We start from the raw sequence: 18,907 nt of genomic DNA, 5'->3' as shown, positions 1-18,907 counted from the left end.
AGGCTGGCCCGGATCAGCCGTTCCGGCGGGATCGAGGGGCGACCGAAATCCGTGTAAAGCGCCTCGAACTCGGCATCGAGGCCGGCCAGCGCCTCGTTCACCACCTTGGCCTGCTACCGGTTTCGTGGACAGCAGGTTAAGCTAGCATAGCGCGGGGATGCGTGCCTCCAAGTCGACATAGCTGAACAACGACCCGCTCGTCTCGTCCGTCCCGCGCATCATAACCCCCGCCGTTATCATGCCGAGGGTGAATCTTGTTCTCAAAACACTGTCGAGCCGGGACTATTTCAGCGGCCTGCTAACGCATAGTCAGCTTTACACCTGTCATGGCCGCACCTGAAAGGCCTGAAACATGTGCGCAGCCGATCACATGCTCAGATGGTTAGAAGAATCATTGCATCGGAGAGGGCATCCAAACATGAGGCCGCTGGTTCTGGTGCTGATAGCGGCCTGGCCACTGCCGACCAATATGCTGGTCTAGATCTTCGGGCGCGCCCCGCGCAGGAACAGGATCTGGGTCAGGGCGCGACGGGGTGTAACGGTGCGGAACATGTCGCAGATCATGGCCAGATCCGCGCGCAACCCCGCCAGCCGCCCGCGTTTGCGCGCCTTTGACGGGCTTGCGACGCGGGGCCAGGAGACGATGGCAACCGTCAGCCCGCTGGCGCGGATGCGTTCGTTCAGGAAAACCTCAAGGCCAAAGCGCGGCAGCGCGTCCAGTGCATCGGCACAGGGGGCAAGCAGGCTTAGCGACAGCACCCGTTCGCCGGTAATGTAATCCACCCCGATCCGGCGCCAGGCCCAGGGCGCATTGCCACGCAGCGACAGGCTGACATCGGCCCGGCCCTGCCAGACGGGCCCGATCAGGGCGGTCAGATCTGCAGCGCGCAGCCCGGTCAGATCGGCATCAAGCATCATCACATGGCTGGCACCCGTGCGGGCCTGGGCGGCGGCCAGCCCCGCTGCCAGTGCAGCCGATTTCCCGCGGTTGGGGGCCAGCCGGATCACCCGCGCGCCGCAGGCCTCGGCCACACCGGCGGTGCCATCGGTTGATCCGTCGTCAATCACGATCACCTCATCGATCAGCGGATGATCCAGCGCCGCGGCCAGAACGCCCGCGATGCGCGCGGCCTCGTCATGGGCGGGGATGATGCAGGTCAGCGATTTGCTCATGGGGTCACGCGTCCTTGTTTTGCAATCCGGATGGCGACCAACGCCAGGCACAGGGCCAGAACCCCGCCCCCGGCAAGCGCGATCCAGTCGCCGGTGCGGGGGACGACCGCGCCGAAGAACCAGCCGATGCTCAGCAGCGCAGAAGATTTGGGCAGTGTTGCCAGCAGGTTCAGCGCCATGAACCGCGGCAGCGGCATGCGCACCATGCCCGCGGCCAGCAGAACGGCGAAACCGGCGCCGTGGGTCAGCTTGCCCAGCACCAGAATCCGTCCGCCCTGGGCGCGAAAGCGGCGCAGCACCCGTGCCAGTCGCCTCCGGGTCAGGCCGAAGACGCGCAGCCACGACAGCGCCAGGGCCACGCGTCCGCCCCGCCCCAGTGTGTAAAGCATCAGATCACCGGCAAGGTCCGCCAGCACCAGAAGGGCAAGGGCCTGCGGCAGGCCGATCATCCCGATCCGCGCCAGATAGCCAGTCACCACCGAGATCACCGGGCCTTCCAGAACAGCCCGCGGTGTCAGCACGATCAGTCCATACTGGCCGATCAGGGCGCTGAGTTCGACCTCGGTCATCGTGCGGGTTGCGCCTGGGGCCGGGTGTCGCGCATCTGCGTGCCGCGCCATTCAAAGCCGCGCCGCAGGAAGGTTGCCGCCCAGAGCGCGGGGATCATCAGGTCGCGCAGGATCAGCGCCGCCAGCCCCAGCGCCCCCATCGGCCATCGGGCGCGGCGGGCCAGTGCCACCTCGGCCAGATACCAAAGCGCGACATAGGCCAGCGTGCCTGGCCCCGCCAGGTTGTTGCCGGCCAGCGCGCCGATGGCACAAAGGGCCGGGATCAGCCCGCCGTTCAGTGGCTCGATCAGGAAGATCGGCGCAAAGCCGTCGCGGCGTACCCGGCTCCAGCGCAGCTGGCGGTCCCAGACCTGTTTCAGGCGCCTGTGCCCGATCGGCTGGGCAAAGGGCAGGGGGGTCAGGGTCACCTCAAGGCCAAGGCTGCGGATCAGTTTCGTTGTGGCCACATCTTCGGCCAGCGTGCGGCCAAGCCGCCGCAGGCCGCCCGCGCTTTCGATCAGGGGTTTGTTGAAGAACAGGGTCTTGCCCTGGGCAAATCCCTGACCCAGGCTTGCCGCGCCGAACTGCACGATTGCCTGGTTGGTGTTCAGAAAGGCGCATTCAAGATGACCGCCAAGGCCCACCGGCCCCGCCCCCACCGGCGGCGCGGACACGCAGCCCGTGCGCGGCCCCCAGCTGGCCACCACGGTCGCCAGGTAATCGCGCGGCAGGGCCAGGTTGGCATCGGTCATGCAGACCCAGTCCGCGCGCGCCGCGTGCCAGCCTTTCCACAGGTTGTTCAGCTTCGGGTTGCCGGTGATCGCGTCATGACCGATCAGCAGCCGTGCCGGCACCTGGGGGTTTTGCGCGATCAGGCGCGCAACCAGTTCGGCGGCGGGATCCTCGGGCGATTGCGCGCAAAAGATCACCTCATAGCCGGGGTAATCCTGTTGGAACGAACTGGCCAGGGTTTCGCCGTCAAAGGCATCCAGCCCACAGACCGGCCGCAGCAGCGTGACGAAGGGCTGCCCGATCAGGCCCGTGCCCGGCCGTGGGTGTTGCAGCCGGCGCAGGAACAGCGTGACCGCGCCCAGATGCAGCGCCATCAACAGGCCCGCCATCGCCCCAAGAAACACGGTAATCATCGCACCGGCCCCAGATCAGGTTGTCCCTTGACGGTGGCCACCGTCGTTTCCGTCGCGCGCCAGCCCAGCAGCTGTAACGAGCCATCGGACGCCTCGGCCAGCGCCGTCATGCTGTCGACCCAATCGCCGCAATTGGCATAGATCAGCCCATGCGCGTCATGCAGGCGGGCGATGTGGAAATGCCCGCAGATCACGCCATCCGCCCCCGCCTGCCGCGCCATCGCGATCAGCCGGCGTTCATGGCCGCAGCGCCGGTAAAGCAGCGCATTGACCCCGGACAACAGCGCCTCGATGGTCGAGCGCGCTTCGGCGGTGCTGGTGCGGCGCAGGATCGACAGGCCCCGGTCCAGCCGCCGCAGCAGATGATCGATCCGGCTGCCAAGGCGCGTCATGGCATGGGATCGCACCGCCCGCCCATCCGCCACATCGCCATGCAAGACCAGATAGGTCCGCCGGTCCCCGGCCTGATGCAGCAGGCTGTCCACCGGGGCGACATCCAGCCGCTTTTCCGCAGGCGCACGCCCAGGGTCGGGGTCGTGATTGCCGCGCAGATAGATCAGCCGCGCGCCTTCGGCCCGGCGTTGCTTCAGATGGTTCAGGACATGGGCCGCATCTTCGGTCCAGTGCGGCAGAAGCGGATGCCACAGGTCCAGGATGTCGCCCACCAGAACATAGGTCTCGGCGCGGTTCGCCTGCAGGAAGGACAACAGCAGATCCGCCCGGCACCCCAGGGCACCCAGATGCAGATCCGACAGGAAAAGCGTTCGGTGGTTTCGCAAGGAAGTGGTCATCGGCTGACGCCTCGCCATTTGGTCACGCAACACGGTTCGCCCGGACTATTCGCGCCAAAGACGAAAGTTGCATGACGGTTGGCGGTTTCCTGTGCCGCGCTTTGGGGGTGAAAATCTTTCGTGGCGTCACCAAGGCGTCACGCAGCGCGGCTAATACCGAGGTCATTCGGATGACTTGATCGAAGGCTGCCATGTCCGCCCTGCCCCCCGTCCCACGCACCCCCTGGAAAGCGATCCGCGATGATCTTGCGCGTGATATCGCGCAGGGGCGGTTGCCGCCGGGGGCGCAGCTGCCGACCGAAACGGAATTGTGCAAACGCTTTGCCGCCGGGCGTCATTCGGTGCGCCGCGCGGTCAATGCGCTGGCGGTTGAGGGCACGCTGCGCGTCGAACAGGGCCGCGGCACCTTTGTCGAGGCGGCGCCGATGATCCGCTATGCCATCGGTCGGCGCACGCGGTTCCGCCGAAACCTGGCGGATCAGGGGCTGTCGCCCTCGGGCGAGGATCTGGAACAGACGGTTCTGCCCGCGCCGGGGCATGTGGCGCGCGCGCTGGCAATAGCAGCGGGCGATCGGGTGCATCGGCTGTTGCGCCGGGGATTGGCCGATGGTGTGCCGATCAGCCTTGGCCTGTCGTTCTACCCGGTGACGCTGTTTCCCGATCTGCCCGAACGGCTGCGCGCCGGGCAGTCGGTGACCGATATCTATCGTGACCACGGCATCGCCGATTACTTCCGCCAAAGCACCGTCATCTTCACCCGCCGACCCGACCCGCAAGAGGCCGAGTTGCTGCGCCAGCACCCCGATCAGCCGGTGATGGTGGTGCAAAAGACCGATGTGGATGCCACGGGCCGCCCGATTGGCCATTCGCAGGCGATCTGGGCGGGGGGGCGGGTGCAATTCACGCTTGATACGCTCGATCCCGGGCAAGACAGTCAGGAAAGGACCACCGATGTTTGATCAGGGCACCGGGGCATTCGATCATGCCCGGTTTCTGGAGACGCTGGCGCGCGCGGATGGGCCGCGGCTGAAGGCGCTGGCCGAGACGCTGTTGGCGCAGCTGGGCGATGTCGAGGTTGTCCAAAGCCGCACCGGCCTTGTGATGCTGCCGATGCGCGACACGGTGCAGGGCACCGATTTTCACCTGGGCGAGGTGCTGGTGGCCGAGGCGCATATCCGCGCCGCGGGCACCGAGGGCTATGGCATGGTCGTGGGGCGCGACCTGGAACGCGCCATGGCGATGGCGCTGATCGACGCGGCCATGGCCGCCGGGATCGGCGCGGATGCCATCACCGGCTTCGTGCGCTTTGAGGCCACGGTGATCGCCGCCGCCGACACCGACCGCCTGCGTGCGGTCGAGGCGACCCGCGTCGAGATGGAGACCTTCTGATGACCCTGCATGCCACCCCCGTTCCCGACGCCGCCGAAACCCGCGCCAATGCCACGTTCGAGGCGCTGATGTGGGCGCTGTCGCGGCCCGGCACCGTGCAACCGTTGCCTGAACCCGGCCACGGCGCGATTGCCGAGGCGCTGGTCGACCGTGAATGCCGTGCCTTCACCGACGATCCGGCGCTGGCCCCGCGCCTTGCGGCCTTTGGGGCCGCGCTGGTGTCGCCCGTGCACGCCGATCACGCCTTCGTTTCTCTGGCACGCCCCGCAGGCGTTGCGAGTTTTGCCCAACTGCCCGCCGGATCGGCGCTTTATCCCGACGAGGGCGCGACCGTGGTGGCTGAGGCGCGTTTTGGCACCGGCCAGCGTCTGCGCCTGACCGGCCCGGGCATCGAGACGACCGCAGAAATCACCGTGGACGGCATCGACCCCGGCCTTTGGGCGGCCCGCGCGGCGCGCTGCCGCTACCCCGAAGGAATTGACCTGTTCCTGACCTGCGGCGCCGCTGTCATCGGCCTGCCGCGGTCCACCCGGATCGAGGTGCTGTAATGGCCTATGTTGCAACCCGTGGTGGCGAACGCGCCATCGAGCAATCCGAACGTCTGTTCCGGGCAGAACTTGGCCGGATCGACGCCAACCGCGTGGCGCAGATCCGCAATGCGCTGCCCTGGCTGATCGACCGGGTGATGGGTGAAGCCTCGCTTTATGACCGCGATCTGGCGGCGCTGGCGCTGGCGCAGACCGGGGGTGATCTGTATGAGGCGGTGCTGGTCCTGCGCGCCTGGCGCACGACCCAGCCGCGGCTGGCGATCGCCGAGCCTGTCACGCAGGAAAGGCTGTTCACGCATCGCCGCATCTCGGCCGCGTTCAAGGATATTCCGGGCGGGCAGATCCTGGGCCCGACGCTGGACTATTCCCATCGCATGCTGGCCACCGACGTGCTGGAGGGGCGGCCTTTCGACCCCGCCCCGGTCACGCCCGCCGTCCGTCCCGCACCGGCGCAGCAACCCTCGCTTGCGGCCTGGCAAAAGGCGCAGGGGCTGGTGGCCGATCCGCCGCGCGCGGATGTCGCCCCCGACGCGATCCCCGACCTGACGCGCGAACCGCTGCTGTTCCCCGCCTCGCGCGCGCATACGCTGCAAAGCCTGGCGCGCGCCGACACAGGTGGCGTTCTGGCGCTGGGGTATTCGGCGATGCGCGGCTATGGCAGCGCCCACCCCACGGTGAACGAACTGCGTCTGGCCGAGGCGGACCTGCGCGTGCGCCATCCGCGCGGCACGGTGTTTTCCGCGGGCCGCGTGCGGGTCAGCCAGGCCGAAGTCACCTCCAAGGGGCGCAATGGCCAGCTGGAACTGGGCTTTTGCGCGACGCTGGGCTGGAATGAGGTCAAGACGATTGCGGGTGCCACGCTGGACCTGAACGCCCCCGGTGCTGCCAAGAACGCGGCCACCGACCCGGAATTCTTCCTATACCACACCGAACCGGTCGAGGCCTCGGGCTTCTGCATCCACTTCAAGCTGCCCCATTACGTCACGTTCCAATCGGCGCTGGACGCGCTGCGTGGCGCCAAGGCCGCGTCCCCCGCCAAAGAGGAGGTTCCCGCATGAGCCTTGCGACCCTGACAAAACCCTGGGCGGCCTTTTCCTATGGCTTCCTCGATGCCTCGGCCAAGCGCGAATTGCGGCGCAAGATGCTCAAGGCGATTGCCGTGCCGGGCTGCCAGATGCCCTATGCCAGCCGCGAGGTGCCGATGGCGCGCGGATGGGGCACGGGCGGGCTGCAGGTCACGCTTACGCTGCTGAAACCCACCTCGCGCGTGAAGGTCATCGACCAGGGCGCGGATGACAGCGTCAACGCCGCCTCGATCCGCAAGTTTTTGCATCGCGTCTCGGGTGCTACGGAAACCTGGGACACGCTGGACGCGACGATCATCCAAAGCCGCCACCGCGTGCCCGAGGAACGCCTGCGCGACGACCAGATCCTGGTGCTGCAGGTGCCCAACCCCGAACCCCTGCGCCCGGTCGAACCCAATATGTCCACCGCCCGCCAGATGCATGCCGATGCCGATTACGGGCGGCTGTGGCTGGTGCTGTATGAGCAGATCGTGCGCTCGGGCCGGGTGATGCAGGGCGCGGCCTATCCAAGCCTTGTGAACGGGCGCCATGTGATGACGCCCTCGCCCATCCCGCGCTGGGACGTGCCCAAGCTGAACATGGCCCGCCACCTGACCTTCTTGTCGGCGGGGCGCGAGAAGCGGCTTTATGCCGTGCCGCCCTTTACCCGCGTGGAACCGCTGGCCTTCAGCGACGTGCCCTACAAGGTCGAGGATCATGGGAACCTCACCTGTTCGCGCTCGGGCGTGACCGGGTTCTTCATGAACGAAATCCCGCAAGAGGATGGCAGCGCGGTTCACGAATTGTCCGACAGCCATCTGGGCATCAAGGCGATCCGTCGCGCCGAGGGCGAGGCCGCCCCGATCGGCGCGACCTGGTATCAGAACGGAGAGTTCCGCGCATGACCGCGACCCAACTGCACGCCCAGCTGCCACCGCAGCTGATGACGACCCCGCCGCTTCTGACCGTATCCGGCGTCAACCGACGTTTCGGCGATGTGGTGGCGCTGCACGATGTGTCGGCCCGCGTCTATCCCGGCGAGGTGCTGGGCATTGTCGGTGAAAGCGGGTCGGGCAAATCGACGCTTTTGCGGATGATGAACCTGGAAGACACCCCCGACAGCGGCGATTACCGTCTGGCCCTGCCGGGGGTGACGGGCAACCTGTTCGAGCTGGACCGCTTTGCCCGCCGGATGCTTTGCGCGCGCCATATCGGTATCGTCTATCAGAACCCGCACCTTGGGCTTCTGATGAAGAACAGCTCATCGGGTAACGTGGCCGAACGGCTGTTGATCGCGGGCGAGCGCAGCTTTGCCACGCTGCGATCCAAGGCCCGCGTGGCGCTGGAGGCGTCGGAATTTCCGCTGGCGCGGATGGACGCGCCACCGATCGAGTTGTCGGGCGGGATGCAGCAGCGCGTGCAACTGGCGAAGGCGATCGCGCTGGAACCCGCACTGCTGCTGCTGGACGAACCGACGACGGGGCTGGACGTCAGCGTTCAGGCGCTGGTGCTGGATACGCTGAAGCGGCTGCAACGCGACCGGGCGATCACCATGGTCATTGTCAGCCACGACCTTGGCGTGATCCGCACCATGGCCGACCGGGTCATGGTGATGCGCCGCGGGCGCGTGGTTGAGGAAGGGCTTGCCGATCAGATCTTCCAGGATCCGCAGCACGAATATACCCAGGCCCTTGTCCATGCGAAATTGTGAGGTTCCGATGACACCCGTCCTGACGGTCGAGGGGCTGACCAAATCCTTCGATATGCACCACCTGGGCCAGCGGCTGCACGCCTTTTCGGGCATCAGCTTCACGCTGCATCCCGGCGAATTCCTGCTGCTGAAGGGCGCCAATGGCGTGGGCAAATCCACGCTGCTGCGCACGCTTTACCGCAGCTATCTGCCACGCGCGGGCCATATCTGGTATCATGCGCCCGAAGGCCGGATCGACCTTGCCCGCGCGGCGGATGTCGATGTGGCGCTGCTGCGCCGGCGCGAGATCGGCTTTGTCACCCAGTTCCTGATCGCGCGTCCGCGCGTGGCCGCCGAAGAGGTGGTGGCCGAGCCGCTGCGCCGCGCCGGGGTTGCGGCCCCCGAGGCGTTGGAACAGGCGCGCCGCTGGCTGGCGGAATTTGGCGTCAAGCGCGACCTGTGGCGGGCCTATCCCACGACCTTCTCGGGCGGGGAACAGCAAAAGGTGAACCTGGCCCGCGCGCTGATCCTGCCGCAGCGGCTTTTGCTGCTGGATGAACCCACCGCCTCGCTGGACGCGGGCGCGCGGGCGGCGCTGGTGCGGCGTCTGGACGAACTCAAGGCGCAGGGCGTGGCGATGATCGGGGTTTTCCACCATCCGGGCGATGTGGCGGGGCTTATCGACCGGGAAATTGAACTGACCGTACAGGAGGCGATGGACGATGTGGCTGTCTGATTTCCGGGTGGTGCTGCCCGATGGCGTGATGGAACGCGGCTCTGTCCGCATTGACGGCGGGCGCATCGCGGAACTGCGCGACGCGCCGGTGGCGGGGGGCCTGTCGGGTGACGGGCTGATCCTGATGCCGGGCTTTGTGGACATGCACGGCGACATGGTCGAACGCGAGGTCGAGCCGCGCCCGAATGTGCGCATGCCGATGGAACTGGGCCTGCGCGATCTGGACCGGCGGCTGAAGGTGGCGGGCGTGACCACGGCCTATGCGGCGCTCAGCTTCAGCCCGGCCTCGACATATGGGCATCTGCGCAGCTACGAACATACCTCGGCGGTGATCCGGGCGATCAAGGCCATGCGCGGCGCGCTGAAGGTCGATCACCGGGTGCACGCCCGGTTCGAGATCACCTTCCCCAACGCGCTTGGCGTCATCGAGGAGCTGATCGCCGAAGGCTCGGTCGATCTGATCTCGCTGTGCGACCATACGCCGGGGCAGGGGCAGTATCGCGACATCGAACGCCACATCGACAAGATCGCCCGCGAAAAGGGCCTGTCGCGGGATGAGGCGGCGCAGACCGTCGCCACCCGGATCGAGGAACGCACGCTGCCGGCCGAGGTTCTGGCCGAGACCCTGCGGCGTATTTCGGACCTGTGCCACGCGCATGGCGTGGTGATCGCCAGCCATGACGACGACACCCCCGCCAAGGTTGCGCTGATGCAGGATCTGGGCGTTGCGATCAGCGAGTTTCCGGTGACGATGGAAGCCGCGGCCGAGGCCCGTGCGCGGGGCCTGATGAACGCAATGGGCGCGCCCAATGCGCTGCGCGGGCAAAGCTATTCGGGCAACCTGTCCGCGCGCGCGGCGCATGGCGCGGGCCTGCTTGATATTCTGGCGGCGGATTATCACCCCTCGGCGATCCTGCCGGCGGTGTTGGAACTGGCGAAAACCGATCCGGCGGGCCTTGCGGGGGCGGCGCTGTTGGCCACGCTGAACCCGGCGCGCGCGCTGGGGCTGACCGACCGGGGCGCGATCGCCGAAGGTCTGCTGGCCGATCTGGTGATTGCCGATGATGACGGCATCGGCCATGTCCGCGCCACTTTGCGCGAAGGGCGCAAGATCTATTCCGACGGATCATTGTTTGCCGCGCAGGCGGCCTGAAACTTGCCCCAACATCCCTCAAACGGGCGGCGCTTTGCGCCGCCCGTTTGCATTGCGCCCGCATCACGCCGCAGCGTCATGCAAAATTCATCCGGATGAGACGCAGACGTTTCATAGACCGATCAAGGTCTGACCCATGGAACAGCATATCCTTTCCCTTTCCGGCCTTGGCCGCAGCTTTGGGTCCACCCGCGCGGTGGATCGTGTCACACTCGATATCCCGCCGGGGCAGTTCGTCGGCGTGATCGGACGGTCCGGCGCGGGCAAATCCACCCTGTTGCGACTGATCAACCGGCTGATCGACCCGACCGAGGGGCAGATCCGCTTTGGCGGCGCCGATGTCACCGCGCTGAAAGGCCGCGCGCTGCGCAACTGGCGGCGCGATTGCGCGATGATCTTCCAGCAGTTCAACCTCGTTGAACGGCTGGATGTTCTGACCAATGTTCTGGTCGGTCGGCTGGCCGATCATGGCTTTGCCTCGTCCATGCTGATGCGGTTTTCCGATGCGGAACGGGCGCTGGCGATCCGCGCACTGGACCGGCTGGACCTTGCGCCACAGGCCATGCAGCGCGCGGGCACGCTTTCGGGTGGGCAACAGCAGCGCGTGGCGATCGCCCGCGCGTTGGTGCAGAACCCGCGCATCATGCTGGCCGACGAACCGATCGCCAGCCTTGATCCCGGAAACGCCACCCGCGTGATGGAGGCGCTGCGCACCATCAACCGCGAGGATGGCATCACCGTTCTTGTGAACCTGCATACCATCGACACGGCGCGCGCCTATTGCGACCGCATCATCGCGATGCGCGCGGGCCGGGTCTATTTCGACGGCACCGCGCGGCAGCTGACCGACGATGTCCTGCGCGACATCTACGGTTCCGAAGGGCTGCCCGCTTTCGACCCTTCCGTGACCTCGACGGCGATCCGTCCTGTGGTCACGGCCTGATCCCCCCCACCCCGGAGTTTTCCATGCGTCTTCTTGCCACCACCGCGCTTGTTGCCCTGGCCGCGCTGCCCGCCTTTGCCAATGACTGGCGGGCCGATTACAAGGTTGTCCGTTTCGGCATCCTGTCAGGCGAAAACGAAAGCGACCGCGTCGCGCGCTACACCCCGTTCGAGCAGTATCTGGAAAAGACCCTTGGCGTTGATGTCGAGATTTTTACCGCCGGCAACTATGACGGCGTGATCCAGGCGCTTGCCGCCGATCAGATCGAATTCGCCTTTCTCGGTTCCTCGGCCTATGCGGCCGCCTATACCGAAACCGAAGGTGGGGTGGTGCCGCTGCTGACCTCGCAGCAGAATGACGGCTCGACCGGGTATTTCTCGGTCGTGGTGACGCGCTGCGACAGCCCCTACAAGACGCTGGATGACCTGAAGGGCAAGGTCCTGGCCTTTGCCGACCCGGATTCGACCTCGGGGTATCAGGTGCCGCTGTATAATCTGGTGCAGCAAGGCTATGACCCGGCCAGCTTCTTCTCGGCCACGCCGTTTTCGGGCAGCCATGAGGCCGGCGTGCAGGGCGTGGTCAACGGACAGTTCGACGCCGCCACCACCTATATCAACAACGAAACCAACGGCATTCCCCAGCGGATGGAAGCCAAGGGGATGATCGAGCCGGGCCAGGTCTGCAGCATCTGGCAATCGCCGGAAATCACCTCGGGCCCGTTCACTGCGCGCGCCAACCTGCCGCAGGGCCTGATCGATGCGATGAAGGCCGCTGTGAAGGCCGCCCCCGAAGCCGCCCCCGAGGCGCACAAGGAAATGACCGGTGGCGAGAAATCCACCGCCAAGGGTTATATCGAGGTCGATCACGCCCGCTATCAGTGGACGATCGACATGCGCGACTGGCTCAAGGCGCAGCGCCGCAGCTGATTGCCCTTTCTTGCGGGGGCGGCGTCCGGCGCCGCCCCCTTTTTCCTGACGGGATTGATAGATGACCGCCGCGCTTGCCGCCCCTTCCTCCGCCGTTCTGGCCTTTGAACGCGATTTCGCCGCGCATCGCGCCCGGGCCCGCGTCACCTTTGTGATCGTTTCGCTGGCGCTGGTTATGGCCACACTGCTGACCGCCGATTTTTCGGGTTTTTTCCGCGTCACACAGGTGACGCTGGCCGATGGCACACGGGCGGAACGCTGGGTGATCCTGGCGGGTATTCCGAAGCTGGGCGACTATATCGCCAAGACCATCCCCGAAATCCGTTGGTCCACCTTGGTCAGTGATCTGGGCGAATGGTTCTGGCGCTGGCGGATCTGGGCGGATTTGCTGGTGGAAACCGTGTTGATCGCCTTCATGGCCACCGTGATGGGGCTGGCGGGCGGGTTTGTTCTGTCCTTCCCGGCCGCGCGCAACCTGGCGCCGGCCCGATGGGTGCTGTGGTTGTCGCGCCGCTACCTGGAAATCGCGCGCACCGTCCCCGAGATCGTTTTTGCGTTGATCTTCGTGTTTTGCTTTGGCGTGGGCCCGATGGCCGGGGTGCTGGCGATTGCCGTGCATACCGCCGGATCTCTGGGCAAGCTGTATTCCGAGGTGAATGAGAACATCGACATGCGCCCGCTGGAGGGTGTGAAGGCCGCGGGCGGCAGCTGGTTCGACCAGATCCGTTATGGCGCGGTGCCGCAGATCCTGCCCAATGTCATCAGCTACACGTTGCTGCGGTTTGAAATCAACGTCCGCGCGTCATCAATCATCGGCTATGTCGGCGCGGGCGGGCTTGGGCAGGAATTGCGCACCGCCGTGGCGCTTGGCGAACATACCGACCTGTCGGCGCTGTTCGTGATCATCTTTGCAACCGTGATGCTGATCGACTGGGGGTCTGAAAAGCTGCGCCACCGGATCATCGGCCTTGGAAGGACCCTGTGATGTCGCGCCTGTCTGACGCTGACCTTGCCGCCGCCCGCGCCCTTGCGCCCGAAGCCTTCGACCGACCCGTGCGCCCCGTGCGCCTTGCGCTGATGGCCGGGTTGGTGGCGCTATTCGGCTGGAGCCTGTATGATTTTGGCTTTTCGCCGCTGCGGATATGGGACGGTCTGGGCCGCCTTGGCCGGGTGCTGTCCTTCATGTTCCCGCCCCACATCTGGACCGACTGGCGCGAAATCTCCGATATCCTGAAAGGGCTGGGGGAAACGCTGTCGATGGCCTTCCTGGGCACTTTGCTGGGTGCGATCCTGGCCTTTCCTCTGTCCTTCCTGGGGGCCAAGAACCTGAACCGCATCCCTTCCTTGCGCTTTGGCCTGCGGCGCGGCTTTGACGTGATCCGCGCCTTTGAAACGCTGATCCTGGCGTTGATTTTCATCCGCGCCTTTGGCCTTGGCCCCTTGCCCGGCGTTCTGGCGATTGCCGTGTCCGAGATCGGTGTTCTGGCGAAACTTTACGCCGAGGCGATCGAGAACACCTCGCGCAAGCCGGTTGAGGGGGTCACCGCCGCTGGCGGGTCGCGGCTGCAGGCGATCCGCTTTGGCGTGATGCCGCAGGTGATGCCCGTGATCCTGTCGATCACGCTTTACAATTTCGAATCCAACGTGCGGTCCGGCACGATTCTGGGGATCGTGGGGGCGGGGGGCATCGGTTTTCTGCTGTCGGACCGGATCGGCGCCTATCGCTGGGATGAGGCCTGGTCGATCATCTTCCTGATCATCGCCATGGTCTATCTGATCGACTGGGCCTCGGCCGCGATCCGCGCGCGTTTCATCGGCAAATATGAAGGTGTGAAATGAAGATGCTGACCGAGGCGCCCACGATCCACGAAACCGCCCATGTGGTCGATTGCGACCTGGGCCGCTGGACCGAGGTGCAGGCCCATGTCTCGATGCGCGAAAGCAGCTTTGGCGATTATTCCTACATCGTGAAATACGGCAACGTCATGTGGTCGACGATCGGCAAGTTCTGTTCCATCGCGGAAGGCGCCCGGATCAACCCGGGCAATCACGCGACCTGGCGGGCCAGCCAGCACCATTTTACCTACCGCGCCGCGCAATACGGGCTGGGCACGGATGACGACGAATTCTTCCAGTGGCGCCGCGACCATTGGGTCAGTATCGGCCATGATGTCTGGATCGGCCACGGCGTCACGATTCTGGCGGGCGTGACGGTGGGCACCGGCGCGGTGATCGGCGCGGGCGCGGTGGTGTCGAAGGATGTGGCGCCCTATGAAATTGTCGGCGGTGTTCCCGCCCGCCCGATCAAGCGCCGTTTCACCGAAGTGCAGGCCGAGGCGTTGCAACAGATCGCCTGGTGGGATTGGCCGCATGACGTGCTGCGCGCGGCGCTGCCCGATATCCGCGCGCTGCCCATTGATGCCTTCATTGAAAAATACAGCGCCCCCGGCGCCGTTACGAAACTTTCACCCAACGGCACAAAAACCGTCACGCAGCCTGCGTAAAACGCCCTCAACCACGAACGGGGGCACGAGTTTTCCGAACAGCGCGGCGGTGACCACGTTGATCGCGATGCTGGCGGGGGCTGTTGTCGACGCGGAGGCTGGTCGGGCTTTCCCGGCGGATGATGGATGAAATGCGCGCGATCCTGGAGATCGTGATTGTGCTGATCTTCATTCTGGGGGGCGGGCCGATTCCGGCAATGAGCGCCATTTCGTTTCAGACCGCGGGCGCGGTTGGTACGCTGTTTGCCGAAGTGGCTGAGAATGCCGGCCGAAAGCCGGTCAGGGGTCCTGCCTCGGTCGGGGCCAGCTGGGGCCAGAGGATGTGGCTGGCTGTGATCCCGGAGGGCGCGGCGCACAGGAACACCCTCGCCCCGGTGGCGGGCATGGACGAGCCCCGCCTCGGCCAAGGCGGCCAGCACATGGCGCACCGTGTGCCGGTTCACACCATACGCGACCAGCGCGGACTCGGACGGTATTTTGGCGACCGAGCGATAGTGGCTTTGGGCGATTTCGTCGAGCAGCGTGCTGTGCAATTCCTGCCAGATCACTGTGCGCGCCACGGCCCCCTTGTCATATCCTTGGATTCGACACTCAACCAACATCTTGGAAACGAGCGACGTCGCTGAGGGGAGAGGCCGTTCCAACTCGCGCTTGCGCCAAGCCCTAACATCAGAGCCGAATAGGCCGTGAGCGGCGTCAGCTGGATTGGCGTGGGCGACGGGTTCGAAGTAATCGCCGATTGCGTCTTTTGACTTGACACGCGGCGGCTCAGGTCCGTCTGAGCGCCAGCAGCGCAATCGTTGCCAGCACGCCGATGCCCGCCGTTAGCCAGATTGCGTGAAGGCCCCACATTGCAAGCGCCGCGCCGAATACCAGCGGTGCCGCTGCCTGCAGCACGCGCGCCGGAGCGTTCAGCCAACCCAGCCGCGCGCCGTAGCCCGCTGATCCAAACAGGGCCAGCGGCAGCGTGCCCTTGGCGATGGTCAGGATGCCGTTCCCAGCCCCGTGCAGGAGCGCGAAGGCATAGGCCGCGGGACCGCCGAAAACCACGAGGCAGAGGGCCGCGATCGGATGTGCCGAGGCCGCCAGCCGGGCCGACGCGAGGGGATGGAACCGGCGCAGCAGGCCGAATTCCAGCACCCGTGCCGCGACCTGCGCCGGGCCGATGAGGGCTCCGGCCGCAATGGCCACGGCGGTGCTGGCCCCGGCTGCTTGTAGCAGCCCCGGCAGGTGCGCGGCCATGGCGGTCGAGTTGAACCATGTCGCGGCGAAGACGAAAGCGAGCAGCCAGAGCGCCATGCGCGATGGCGGCGGCCCGTCCTCGACCGGTGTGCTCGCGGCGGCGATCCTTTCGGTGCCTTTTGGCAACCACGCGTTCAGTGGCAAGGCTACGACCAGATGGATCAGCGCCCAGCCGATGCAGGCTTCCCGCCAGCCCCATGTCGCCAACATCAGCCCCGAAAGTGGCCAGCCGACGGTGCTGGCGAACCCGGCGATCAGGGTGATGCCGGTGATCGGCCCGCGGGCGTCCTTGCCATAGATCCCCGCCAGCGTGGCGAACCCCGCCTCGTAGAGCCCGATCCCCATGCCAAGCCCGATCACGGCCCATCCTGCAAACAGGACCAAAGGCGTCGGAGCCGCGGCCAGCACGCATAGCCCGGCTGCGAAGATGAGGTTCGACAGCATCAGCACCCCCCGCCCGCCGACGCCGTCGATCCGCGCCCCGGCCCATGGGCCGACCATGGCCGAGACCACCATCGCCATCGAGAAGGCGCCGAAGACCCAGACCGGCGACAGGCCGAGGTCGTCGGCCATGGGCACGGCCAAAACCGCAGGGATGTAGTAGCTCGAGGCCCAACTGACGGTCAGGGAGGACCCGAGTGCGGTGACGATCAGACCGCGCCGCGCAGGCGAAAGTTGTGAAATCATGATGATGTTTCGATCGGGAAAGGAACGGCGGGGCAGCGTGCCTCGCCGCGACGGATCATGTCATGGAGGTGCAGAGCTGGAACAGCAAGCCCGACGCGAAGGCCCCGCTGAGGGACAGGCCGATATAGACCGCGAAGACCTGTGGCCGCGCCAGTGCCCAGACTGCCATTGCCGCCGGGATCGAGGTGACGCCACCGGCGACGAGAAAGGCCATGCCAGCCCCCGGCGCCATGCCTTGATCGATCAGCCCGCCGACCAGCGGCAGAGCGGCGTAGCCGTTCAGGTAGGCCGGGACCCCGACGAGGGTTGCGGTCACGATGGGTAGCAGGCCCTCGCCGCCCAGCGTCGCGGTCACGGTCTCCGCCGGGATCCACGCGAGCATCAGGCTTTCGAGAATGAAGGCCAGCGTCAGCCATTTGGAAAGGAACAGCGTGGTGCTCAGCGCTGTCTTCCCGAACTTCGTCAGTCGGTCGGCATCGGCCCAGAAGCGCCAGACGACGGGCTTTGGCGCGCGGATCCTCGTGCCACCGCAACCGCCATTGCCGATTCCTTCGCGCAAAGGATCGGCGAAAGCACCGCCCTTCATCATCAAATGCACCACCGTCCCGCCGAACACGCCCAGTCCGATGGCGGTGACAGCCTTGGCCGCGGCAAACTCGAGACCCAGCACCCCCGTCGTCAGCACGAACATCGATGGGTCCATGATCGGCGAGGCAAGCCAGAAGGCCATGACCGCCGAAAGCGGCACCCCCATGGCCAAGAGCGCCGCGATCAGAGGGATCACCCCGCAGGAGCAGAAGGGCGAGATGCCGCCCGCCAGTGCGCCCAGCCCGATCATCAGGAGCGGCGCGCCGGTAAACGCCTTGGCGATCAGGTTGTCGGCTCCGGTCGCACCCGCCCAGGCGGCAATGGCGATCGACAGGATGAGAAAGGGCGCTGTGCTCAGGAGTGCGCCGCCCGCGAAGAGCGCGCTCTCTGCGGCCTGTGGCGTGTCGAATACCGCCACCGCCGCGAGGATCGCCGCGGAGGCGAGCCAGACGCGCTGGTCCTGCCACAGGCTGCGCAGCGTGGACCGGAGGCCGGGCGCTGCAAGGGTCGTGTCAGCCATCACCAAATCTCCGGAATTGTGGTTGTGTTAGGGCAGAAAAAAAGGGCACCGCAGCTCACGCCGCATCCTCCGACGAGCGGATCGAGACGCCGGCGCAGCATTCCGATGTCAGGAACCCCACCACGCGACGCATAGCGGGGTAGTCCACACGGTTGAAAACCTCGCGCCCCTGCTTCTCCTGAAGCACCAACCCTGCATCGACCAGCGTCGAGAGGTGATGCGCCAGCGTCGAGGGCGCGAGCCCGAGATGCTCGCCAATATCGCTGACCCGCAGCCCGTCATCACCCGCCTTCACCAAAAGGCGAAAGATTGAGAGGCGGGCATCGTGGCCGAGTGCGGCAAGAGCGCGGGCGTTGGAGCTGGTCGTGGTCATAAAGCAAAAATAACTGCAATTCTGGTTTTGTAAAGACTTCACCTGTTCAAGGGATCGGCGATCGCCGACGCCATCGTCACCCGTTCTGCAAGGGGCGTTCTCATTTGCGTGGTGGCCATATCCGCGACAACGCGGCGCTGGAGGCTTTCGTTCGGTCTGGGCAAGTCGCAAGCCACTGATTTTGTGTTGTTTGGATGCATTTATTGTCGCCATCGCCCGCAGGTTTCGTATGATTTAGTCTGAAACCCTGCAATTTCGGTTCTGACTATGACGCATCGCTCGCGTCCCTCGGAAAAGGTTGATCTTCTGCGCCCGCGATTGGTCGACATGATCGACCCGCGCCACGAATTGGTGAAGCTGGCGGCGCTAATCGACTGGGAGGTGTTCGAGCGGGAGTGGGCGGGGTTCTTTCCGTCCCACAAGGGGCGGCCTGTGACGGAACCGCGGCTGGTGGCGGGACTGCTCTATCTCCAGCACGCCTACTGGCTGTCCGACGAAGCGGTGGTCGCCCGCTGGGTCGAGAACGGGAGTGTCTGAAAGTCTGTGTATCTGAGCAGGCCCATGCGGTTTTCAGATACGTTCAGGCATCGAAACGCCCGGCGAACATTATGGCCAGCTGATTGCGGGCCGCAACCCATTCCCGTACTGTGCGGCCGCCCTTCTCGAAGTTGCGGATGGCCAGGAAGATCAGCTTGGTCGCGGCCTCTTCGGTCGGGAAGGAGCCCTTGGTCTTCAGCGTTTTCCGCAGCACGCGGTTCAGCGACTCGACCGCGTTGGTGGTGTAGATGATCTTCCGGATCGCGGCACTAGCAGGCCGCTGAAATAGTCCCGGCTCGACAGTGGTTTGAGAACATGATTCACCCTCGGCACGATAACGGCGGGGATTA

General features: G+C 65.7%; 21 protein-coding genes and 4 pseudogenes. 15 read left to right on the top strand and 10 right to left on the bottom strand.

Annotation, left to right across the window (positions count from 1 at the left end; translation table 11 throughout):
- From MXB90_RS16355 to MXB90_RS16335, 5 genes and pseudogenes are all read right to left on the bottom strand, one after another.
- Positions 1-219: pseudogene (locus MXB90_RS16355) on the bottom strand (transposase); the annotation flags it as partial.
- A 258-nt stretch (positions 220-477) separates the two neighbouring features.
- The gene (locus MXB90_RS16350; protein ID WP_250046497.1) at positions 478-1,173 is read right to left on the bottom strand and encodes a glycosyltransferase; all 696 of its coding nucleotides are present in this window, start codon (positions 1,171-1,173) and stop codon (positions 478-480) included.
- Positions 1,170-1,742 carry a DedA family protein gene (locus MXB90_RS16345; protein ID WP_250046496.1) on the bottom strand — a complete coding sequence of 191 codons (573 nt, stop codon included), beginning with the start codon at positions 1,740-1,742 and terminating at the stop codon, positions 1,170-1,172. Before MXB90_RS16345 ends, MXB90_RS16350 begins: the two co-directional genes overlap by 4 nt.
- Positions 1,739-2,866 (bottom strand): ceramide glucosyltransferase, encoded by a 1,128-nt coding sequence (locus MXB90_RS16340; RefSeq protein WP_250046495.1) that lies wholly within the window; start codon positions 2,864-2,866, stop codon positions 1,739-1,741. The genes MXB90_RS16345 and MXB90_RS16340 overlap by 4 nt, the downstream gene beginning before the upstream one ends.
- On the bottom strand, positions 2,863-3,657 hold the full coding sequence (locus MXB90_RS16335; protein WP_250046494.1) for a UDP-2,3-diacylglucosamine diphosphatase: 795 nt from the start codon (positions 3,655-3,657) through the stop codon (positions 2,863-2,865). The genes MXB90_RS16340 and MXB90_RS16335 overlap by 4 nt, the downstream gene beginning before the upstream one ends.
- A 191-nt stretch (positions 3,658-3,848) precedes the next feature.
- Between MXB90_RS16335 and phnF the strand changes: the two genes are divergently transcribed.
- From phnF to MXB90_RS16265, 14 genes and pseudogenes are all read left to right on the top strand, one after another.
- Positions 3,849-4,616, top strand: a complete 768-nt coding sequence (gene phnF, locus MXB90_RS16330) for a phosphonate metabolism transcriptional regulator PhnF (protein ID WP_250046493.1) — start codon at positions 3,849-3,851, stop codon at positions 4,614-4,616.
- Positions 4,609-5,046 (top strand): phosphonate C-P lyase system protein PhnG, encoded by a 438-nt coding sequence (phnG, locus tag MXB90_RS16325; protein ID WP_250046492.1) that lies wholly within the window; start codon positions 4,609-4,611, stop codon positions 5,044-5,046. Before phnF ends, phnG begins: the two co-directional genes overlap by 8 nt.
- The gene (gene phnH / locus MXB90_RS16320) at positions 5,046-5,594 is read left to right on the top strand and encodes a phosphonate C-P lyase system protein PhnH (RefSeq protein ID WP_250046491.1); all 549 of its coding nucleotides are present in this window, start codon (positions 5,046-5,048) and stop codon (positions 5,592-5,594) included. Before phnG ends, phnH begins: the two co-directional genes overlap by 1 nt.
- Complete coding sequence (locus tag MXB90_RS16315; protein ID WP_250046490.1) at positions 5,594-6,652, top strand: carbon-phosphorus lyase complex subunit PhnI; 1,059 nt, start codon at positions 5,594-5,596, stop codon at positions 6,650-6,652. The genes phnH and MXB90_RS16315 overlap by 1 nt, the downstream gene beginning before the upstream one ends.
- Positions 6,649-7,563: an alpha-D-ribose 1-methylphosphonate 5-phosphate C-P-lyase PhnJ gene (locus tag MXB90_RS16310; protein WP_250046489.1), complete on the top strand. Its 915-nt coding sequence runs from the start codon at positions 6,649-6,651 to the stop codon at positions 7,561-7,563. Before MXB90_RS16315 ends, MXB90_RS16310 begins: the two co-directional genes overlap by 4 nt.
- On the top strand, positions 7,560-8,369 hold the full coding sequence (locus MXB90_RS16305) for an ATP-binding cassette domain-containing protein (RefSeq protein ID WP_250046488.1): 810 nt from the start codon (positions 7,560-7,562) through the stop codon (positions 8,367-8,369). Before MXB90_RS16310 ends, MXB90_RS16305 begins: the two co-directional genes overlap by 4 nt.
- Before the next feature lie 7 nt (positions 8,370-8,376).
- Entirely contained in the window at positions 8,377-9,084 is a 708-nt protein-coding gene (locus tag MXB90_RS16300; protein ID WP_250046487.1) for a phosphonate C-P lyase system protein PhnL, read from the top strand.
- Complete coding sequence (locus MXB90_RS16295) at positions 9,071-10,237, top strand: alpha-D-ribose 1-methylphosphonate 5-triphosphate diphosphatase (RefSeq protein WP_250046486.1); 1,167 nt, start codon at positions 9,071-9,073, stop codon at positions 10,235-10,237. The genes MXB90_RS16300 and MXB90_RS16295 overlap by 14 nt, the downstream gene beginning before the upstream one ends.
- A gap of 136 nt (positions 10,238-10,373) precedes the next feature.
- Complete coding sequence (gene phnC / locus MXB90_RS16290; protein WP_250046485.1) at positions 10,374-11,180, top strand: phosphonate ABC transporter ATP-binding protein; 807 nt, start codon at positions 10,374-10,376, stop codon at positions 11,178-11,180.
- A gap of 23 nt (positions 11,181-11,203) precedes the next feature.
- The gene (gene phnD, locus MXB90_RS16285) at positions 11,204-12,106 is read left to right on the top strand and encodes a phosphonate ABC transporter substrate-binding protein (protein ID WP_250046484.1); all 903 of its coding nucleotides are present in this window, start codon (positions 11,204-11,206) and stop codon (positions 12,104-12,106) included.
- Between the two features lie 61 nt (positions 12,107-12,167).
- Positions 12,168-13,091, top strand: a complete 924-nt coding sequence (gene phnE / locus MXB90_RS16280) for a phosphonate ABC transporter, permease protein PhnE (protein WP_250046483.1) — start codon at positions 12,168-12,170, stop codon at positions 13,089-13,091.
- Positions 13,091-13,945, top strand: a complete 855-nt coding sequence (gene phnE / locus MXB90_RS16275; RefSeq protein ID WP_250046482.1) for a phosphonate ABC transporter, permease protein PhnE — start codon at positions 13,091-13,093, stop codon at positions 13,943-13,945. The genes phnE (MXB90_RS16280) and phnE (MXB90_RS16275) overlap by 1 nt, the downstream gene beginning before the upstream one ends.
- Positions 13,942-14,610 carry a DapH/DapD/GlmU-related protein gene (locus MXB90_RS16270; protein ID WP_284040870.1) on the top strand — a complete coding sequence of 223 codons (669 nt, stop codon included), beginning with the start codon at positions 13,942-13,944 and terminating at the stop codon, positions 14,608-14,610. Before phnE (MXB90_RS16275) ends, MXB90_RS16270 begins: the two co-directional genes overlap by 4 nt.
- Before the next feature lie 95 nt (positions 14,611-14,705).
- A pseudogene (locus tag MXB90_RS16265) lies at positions 14,706-14,960 on the top strand (PhnE/PtxC family ABC transporter permease); the annotation flags it as partial.
- Positions 14,961-15,038: 78 nt separating this feature from the next.
- On the opposite strand, the pseudogene MXB90_RS17885 reads toward MXB90_RS16265, so the two are convergent.
- From MXB90_RS17885 to MXB90_RS16250, 4 genes and pseudogenes are all read right to left on the bottom strand, one after another.
- A pseudogene (locus tag MXB90_RS17885) lies at positions 15,039-15,212 on the bottom strand (hypothetical protein); the annotation flags it as partial.
- 166 nt (positions 15,213-15,378) lie between these two features.
- Positions 15,379-16,539: an MFS transporter gene (locus tag MXB90_RS16260; protein WP_250046481.1), complete on the bottom strand. Its 1,161-nt coding sequence runs from the start codon at positions 16,537-16,539 to the stop codon at positions 15,379-15,381.
- A gap of 55 nt (positions 16,540-16,594) precedes the next feature.
- Complete coding sequence (locus tag MXB90_RS16255; RefSeq protein WP_250046480.1) at positions 16,595-17,647, bottom strand: permease; 1,053 nt, start codon at positions 17,645-17,647, stop codon at positions 16,595-16,597.
- 55 nt (positions 17,648-17,702) lie between these two features.
- Complete coding sequence (locus tag MXB90_RS16250; RefSeq protein WP_250046479.1) at positions 17,703-18,020, bottom strand: ArsR/SmtB family transcription factor; 318 nt, start codon at positions 18,018-18,020, stop codon at positions 17,703-17,705.
- 267 nt (positions 18,021-18,287) lie between these two features.
- Here MXB90_RS16250 and MXB90_RS16245 point away from each other — a divergent pair.
- A pseudogene (locus MXB90_RS16245) lies at positions 18,288-18,545 on the top strand (IS5/IS1182 family transposase); the annotation flags it as partial.
- A gap of 55 nt (positions 18,546-18,600) precedes the next feature.
- Here MXB90_RS16245 and MXB90_RS16240 read toward each other — a convergent pair.
- On the bottom strand, positions 18,601-18,907 hold a 307-nt coding region (locus MXB90_RS16240; RefSeq protein WP_250046478.1), incomplete at its 5' end, for a transposase.

It is taken from the genome of Phaeovulum molybdatiresistens (assembly GCF_023544865.1).
In the GTDB taxonomy this organism is placed as follows: domain Bacteria; phylum Pseudomonadota; class Alphaproteobacteria; order Rhodobacterales; family Rhodobacteraceae; genus Pontitalea.
The sequence above is the reverse complement of the archived record's forward strand: the minus strand, read 5'-3'. Positions and strand labels throughout refer to the sequence as shown.

Coding starts and splice junctions, on each gene's coding strand:
- MXB90_RS16255 (WP_250046480.1), bottom strand. CDS start 17,647: ATGGCTGACACGACCCTTGCAGCGCCCGGCCTCCGGTCCACGCTGCGC.
- phnF (WP_250046493.1), top strand. CDS start 3,849: ATGTCCGCCCTGCCCCCCGTCCCACGCACCCCCTGGAAAGCGATCCGC.
- phnD (WP_250046484.1), top strand. CDS start 11,204: ATGCGTCTTCTTGCCACCACCGCGCTTGTTGCCCTGGCCGCGCTGCCC.
- MXB90_RS16310 (WP_250046489.1), top strand. CDS start 6,649: ATGAGCCTTGCGACCCTGACAAAACCCTGGGCGGCCTTTTCCTATGGC.
- MXB90_RS16350 (WP_250046497.1), bottom strand. CDS start 1,173: ATGAGCAAATCGCTGACCTGCATCATCCCCGCCCATGACGAGGCCGCG.
- MXB90_RS16335 (WP_250046494.1), bottom strand. CDS start 3,657: ATGACCACTTCCTTGCGAAACCACCGAACGCTTTTCCTGTCGGATCTG.
- MXB90_RS16345 (WP_250046496.1), bottom strand. CDS start 1,742: ATGACCGAGGTCGAACTCAGCGCCCTGATCGGCCAGTATGGACTGATC.
- MXB90_RS16305 (WP_250046488.1), top strand. CDS start 7,560: ATGACCGCGACCCAACTGCACGCCCAGCTGCCACCGCAGCTGATGACG.
- MXB90_RS16315 (WP_250046490.1), top strand. CDS start 5,594: ATGGCCTATGTTGCAACCCGTGGTGGCGAACGCGCCATCGAGCAATCC.
- MXB90_RS16270 (WP_284040870.1), top strand. CDS start 13,942: ATGAAGATGCTGACCGAGGCGCCCACGATCCACGAAACCGCCCATGTG.
- phnH (WP_250046491.1), top strand. CDS start 5,046: ATGACCCTGCATGCCACCCCCGTTCCCGACGCCGCCGAAACCCGCGCC.
- phnE (WP_250046483.1), top strand. CDS start 12,168: ATGACCGCCGCGCTTGCCGCCCCTTCCTCCGCCGTTCTGGCCTTTGAA.
- MXB90_RS16340 (WP_250046495.1), bottom strand. CDS start 2,866: ATGATTACCGTGTTTCTTGGGGCGATGGCGGGCCTGTTGATGGCGCTG.
- phnG (WP_250046492.1), top strand. CDS start 4,609: ATGTTTGATCAGGGCACCGGGGCATTCGATCATGCCCGGTTTCTGGAG.
- MXB90_RS16295 (WP_250046486.1), top strand. CDS start 9,071: ATGTGGCTGTCTGATTTCCGGGTGGTGCTGCCCGATGGCGTGATGGAA.
- MXB90_RS16250 (WP_250046479.1), bottom strand. CDS start 18,020: ATGACCACGACCAGCTCCAACGCCCGCGCTCTTGCCGCACTCGGCCAC.
- MXB90_RS16300 (WP_250046487.1), top strand. CDS start 8,377: ATGACACCCGTCCTGACGGTCGAGGGGCTGACCAAATCCTTCGATATG.
- MXB90_RS16260 (WP_250046481.1), bottom strand. CDS start 16,539: ATGATTTCACAACTTTCGCCTGCGCGGCGCGGTCTGATCGTCACCGCA.
- phnC (WP_250046485.1), top strand. CDS start 10,374: ATGGAACAGCATATCCTTTCCCTTTCCGGCCTTGGCCGCAGCTTTGGG.
- phnE (WP_250046482.1), top strand. CDS start 13,091: ATGTCGCGCCTGTCTGACGCTGACCTTGCCGCCGCCCGCGCCCTTGCG.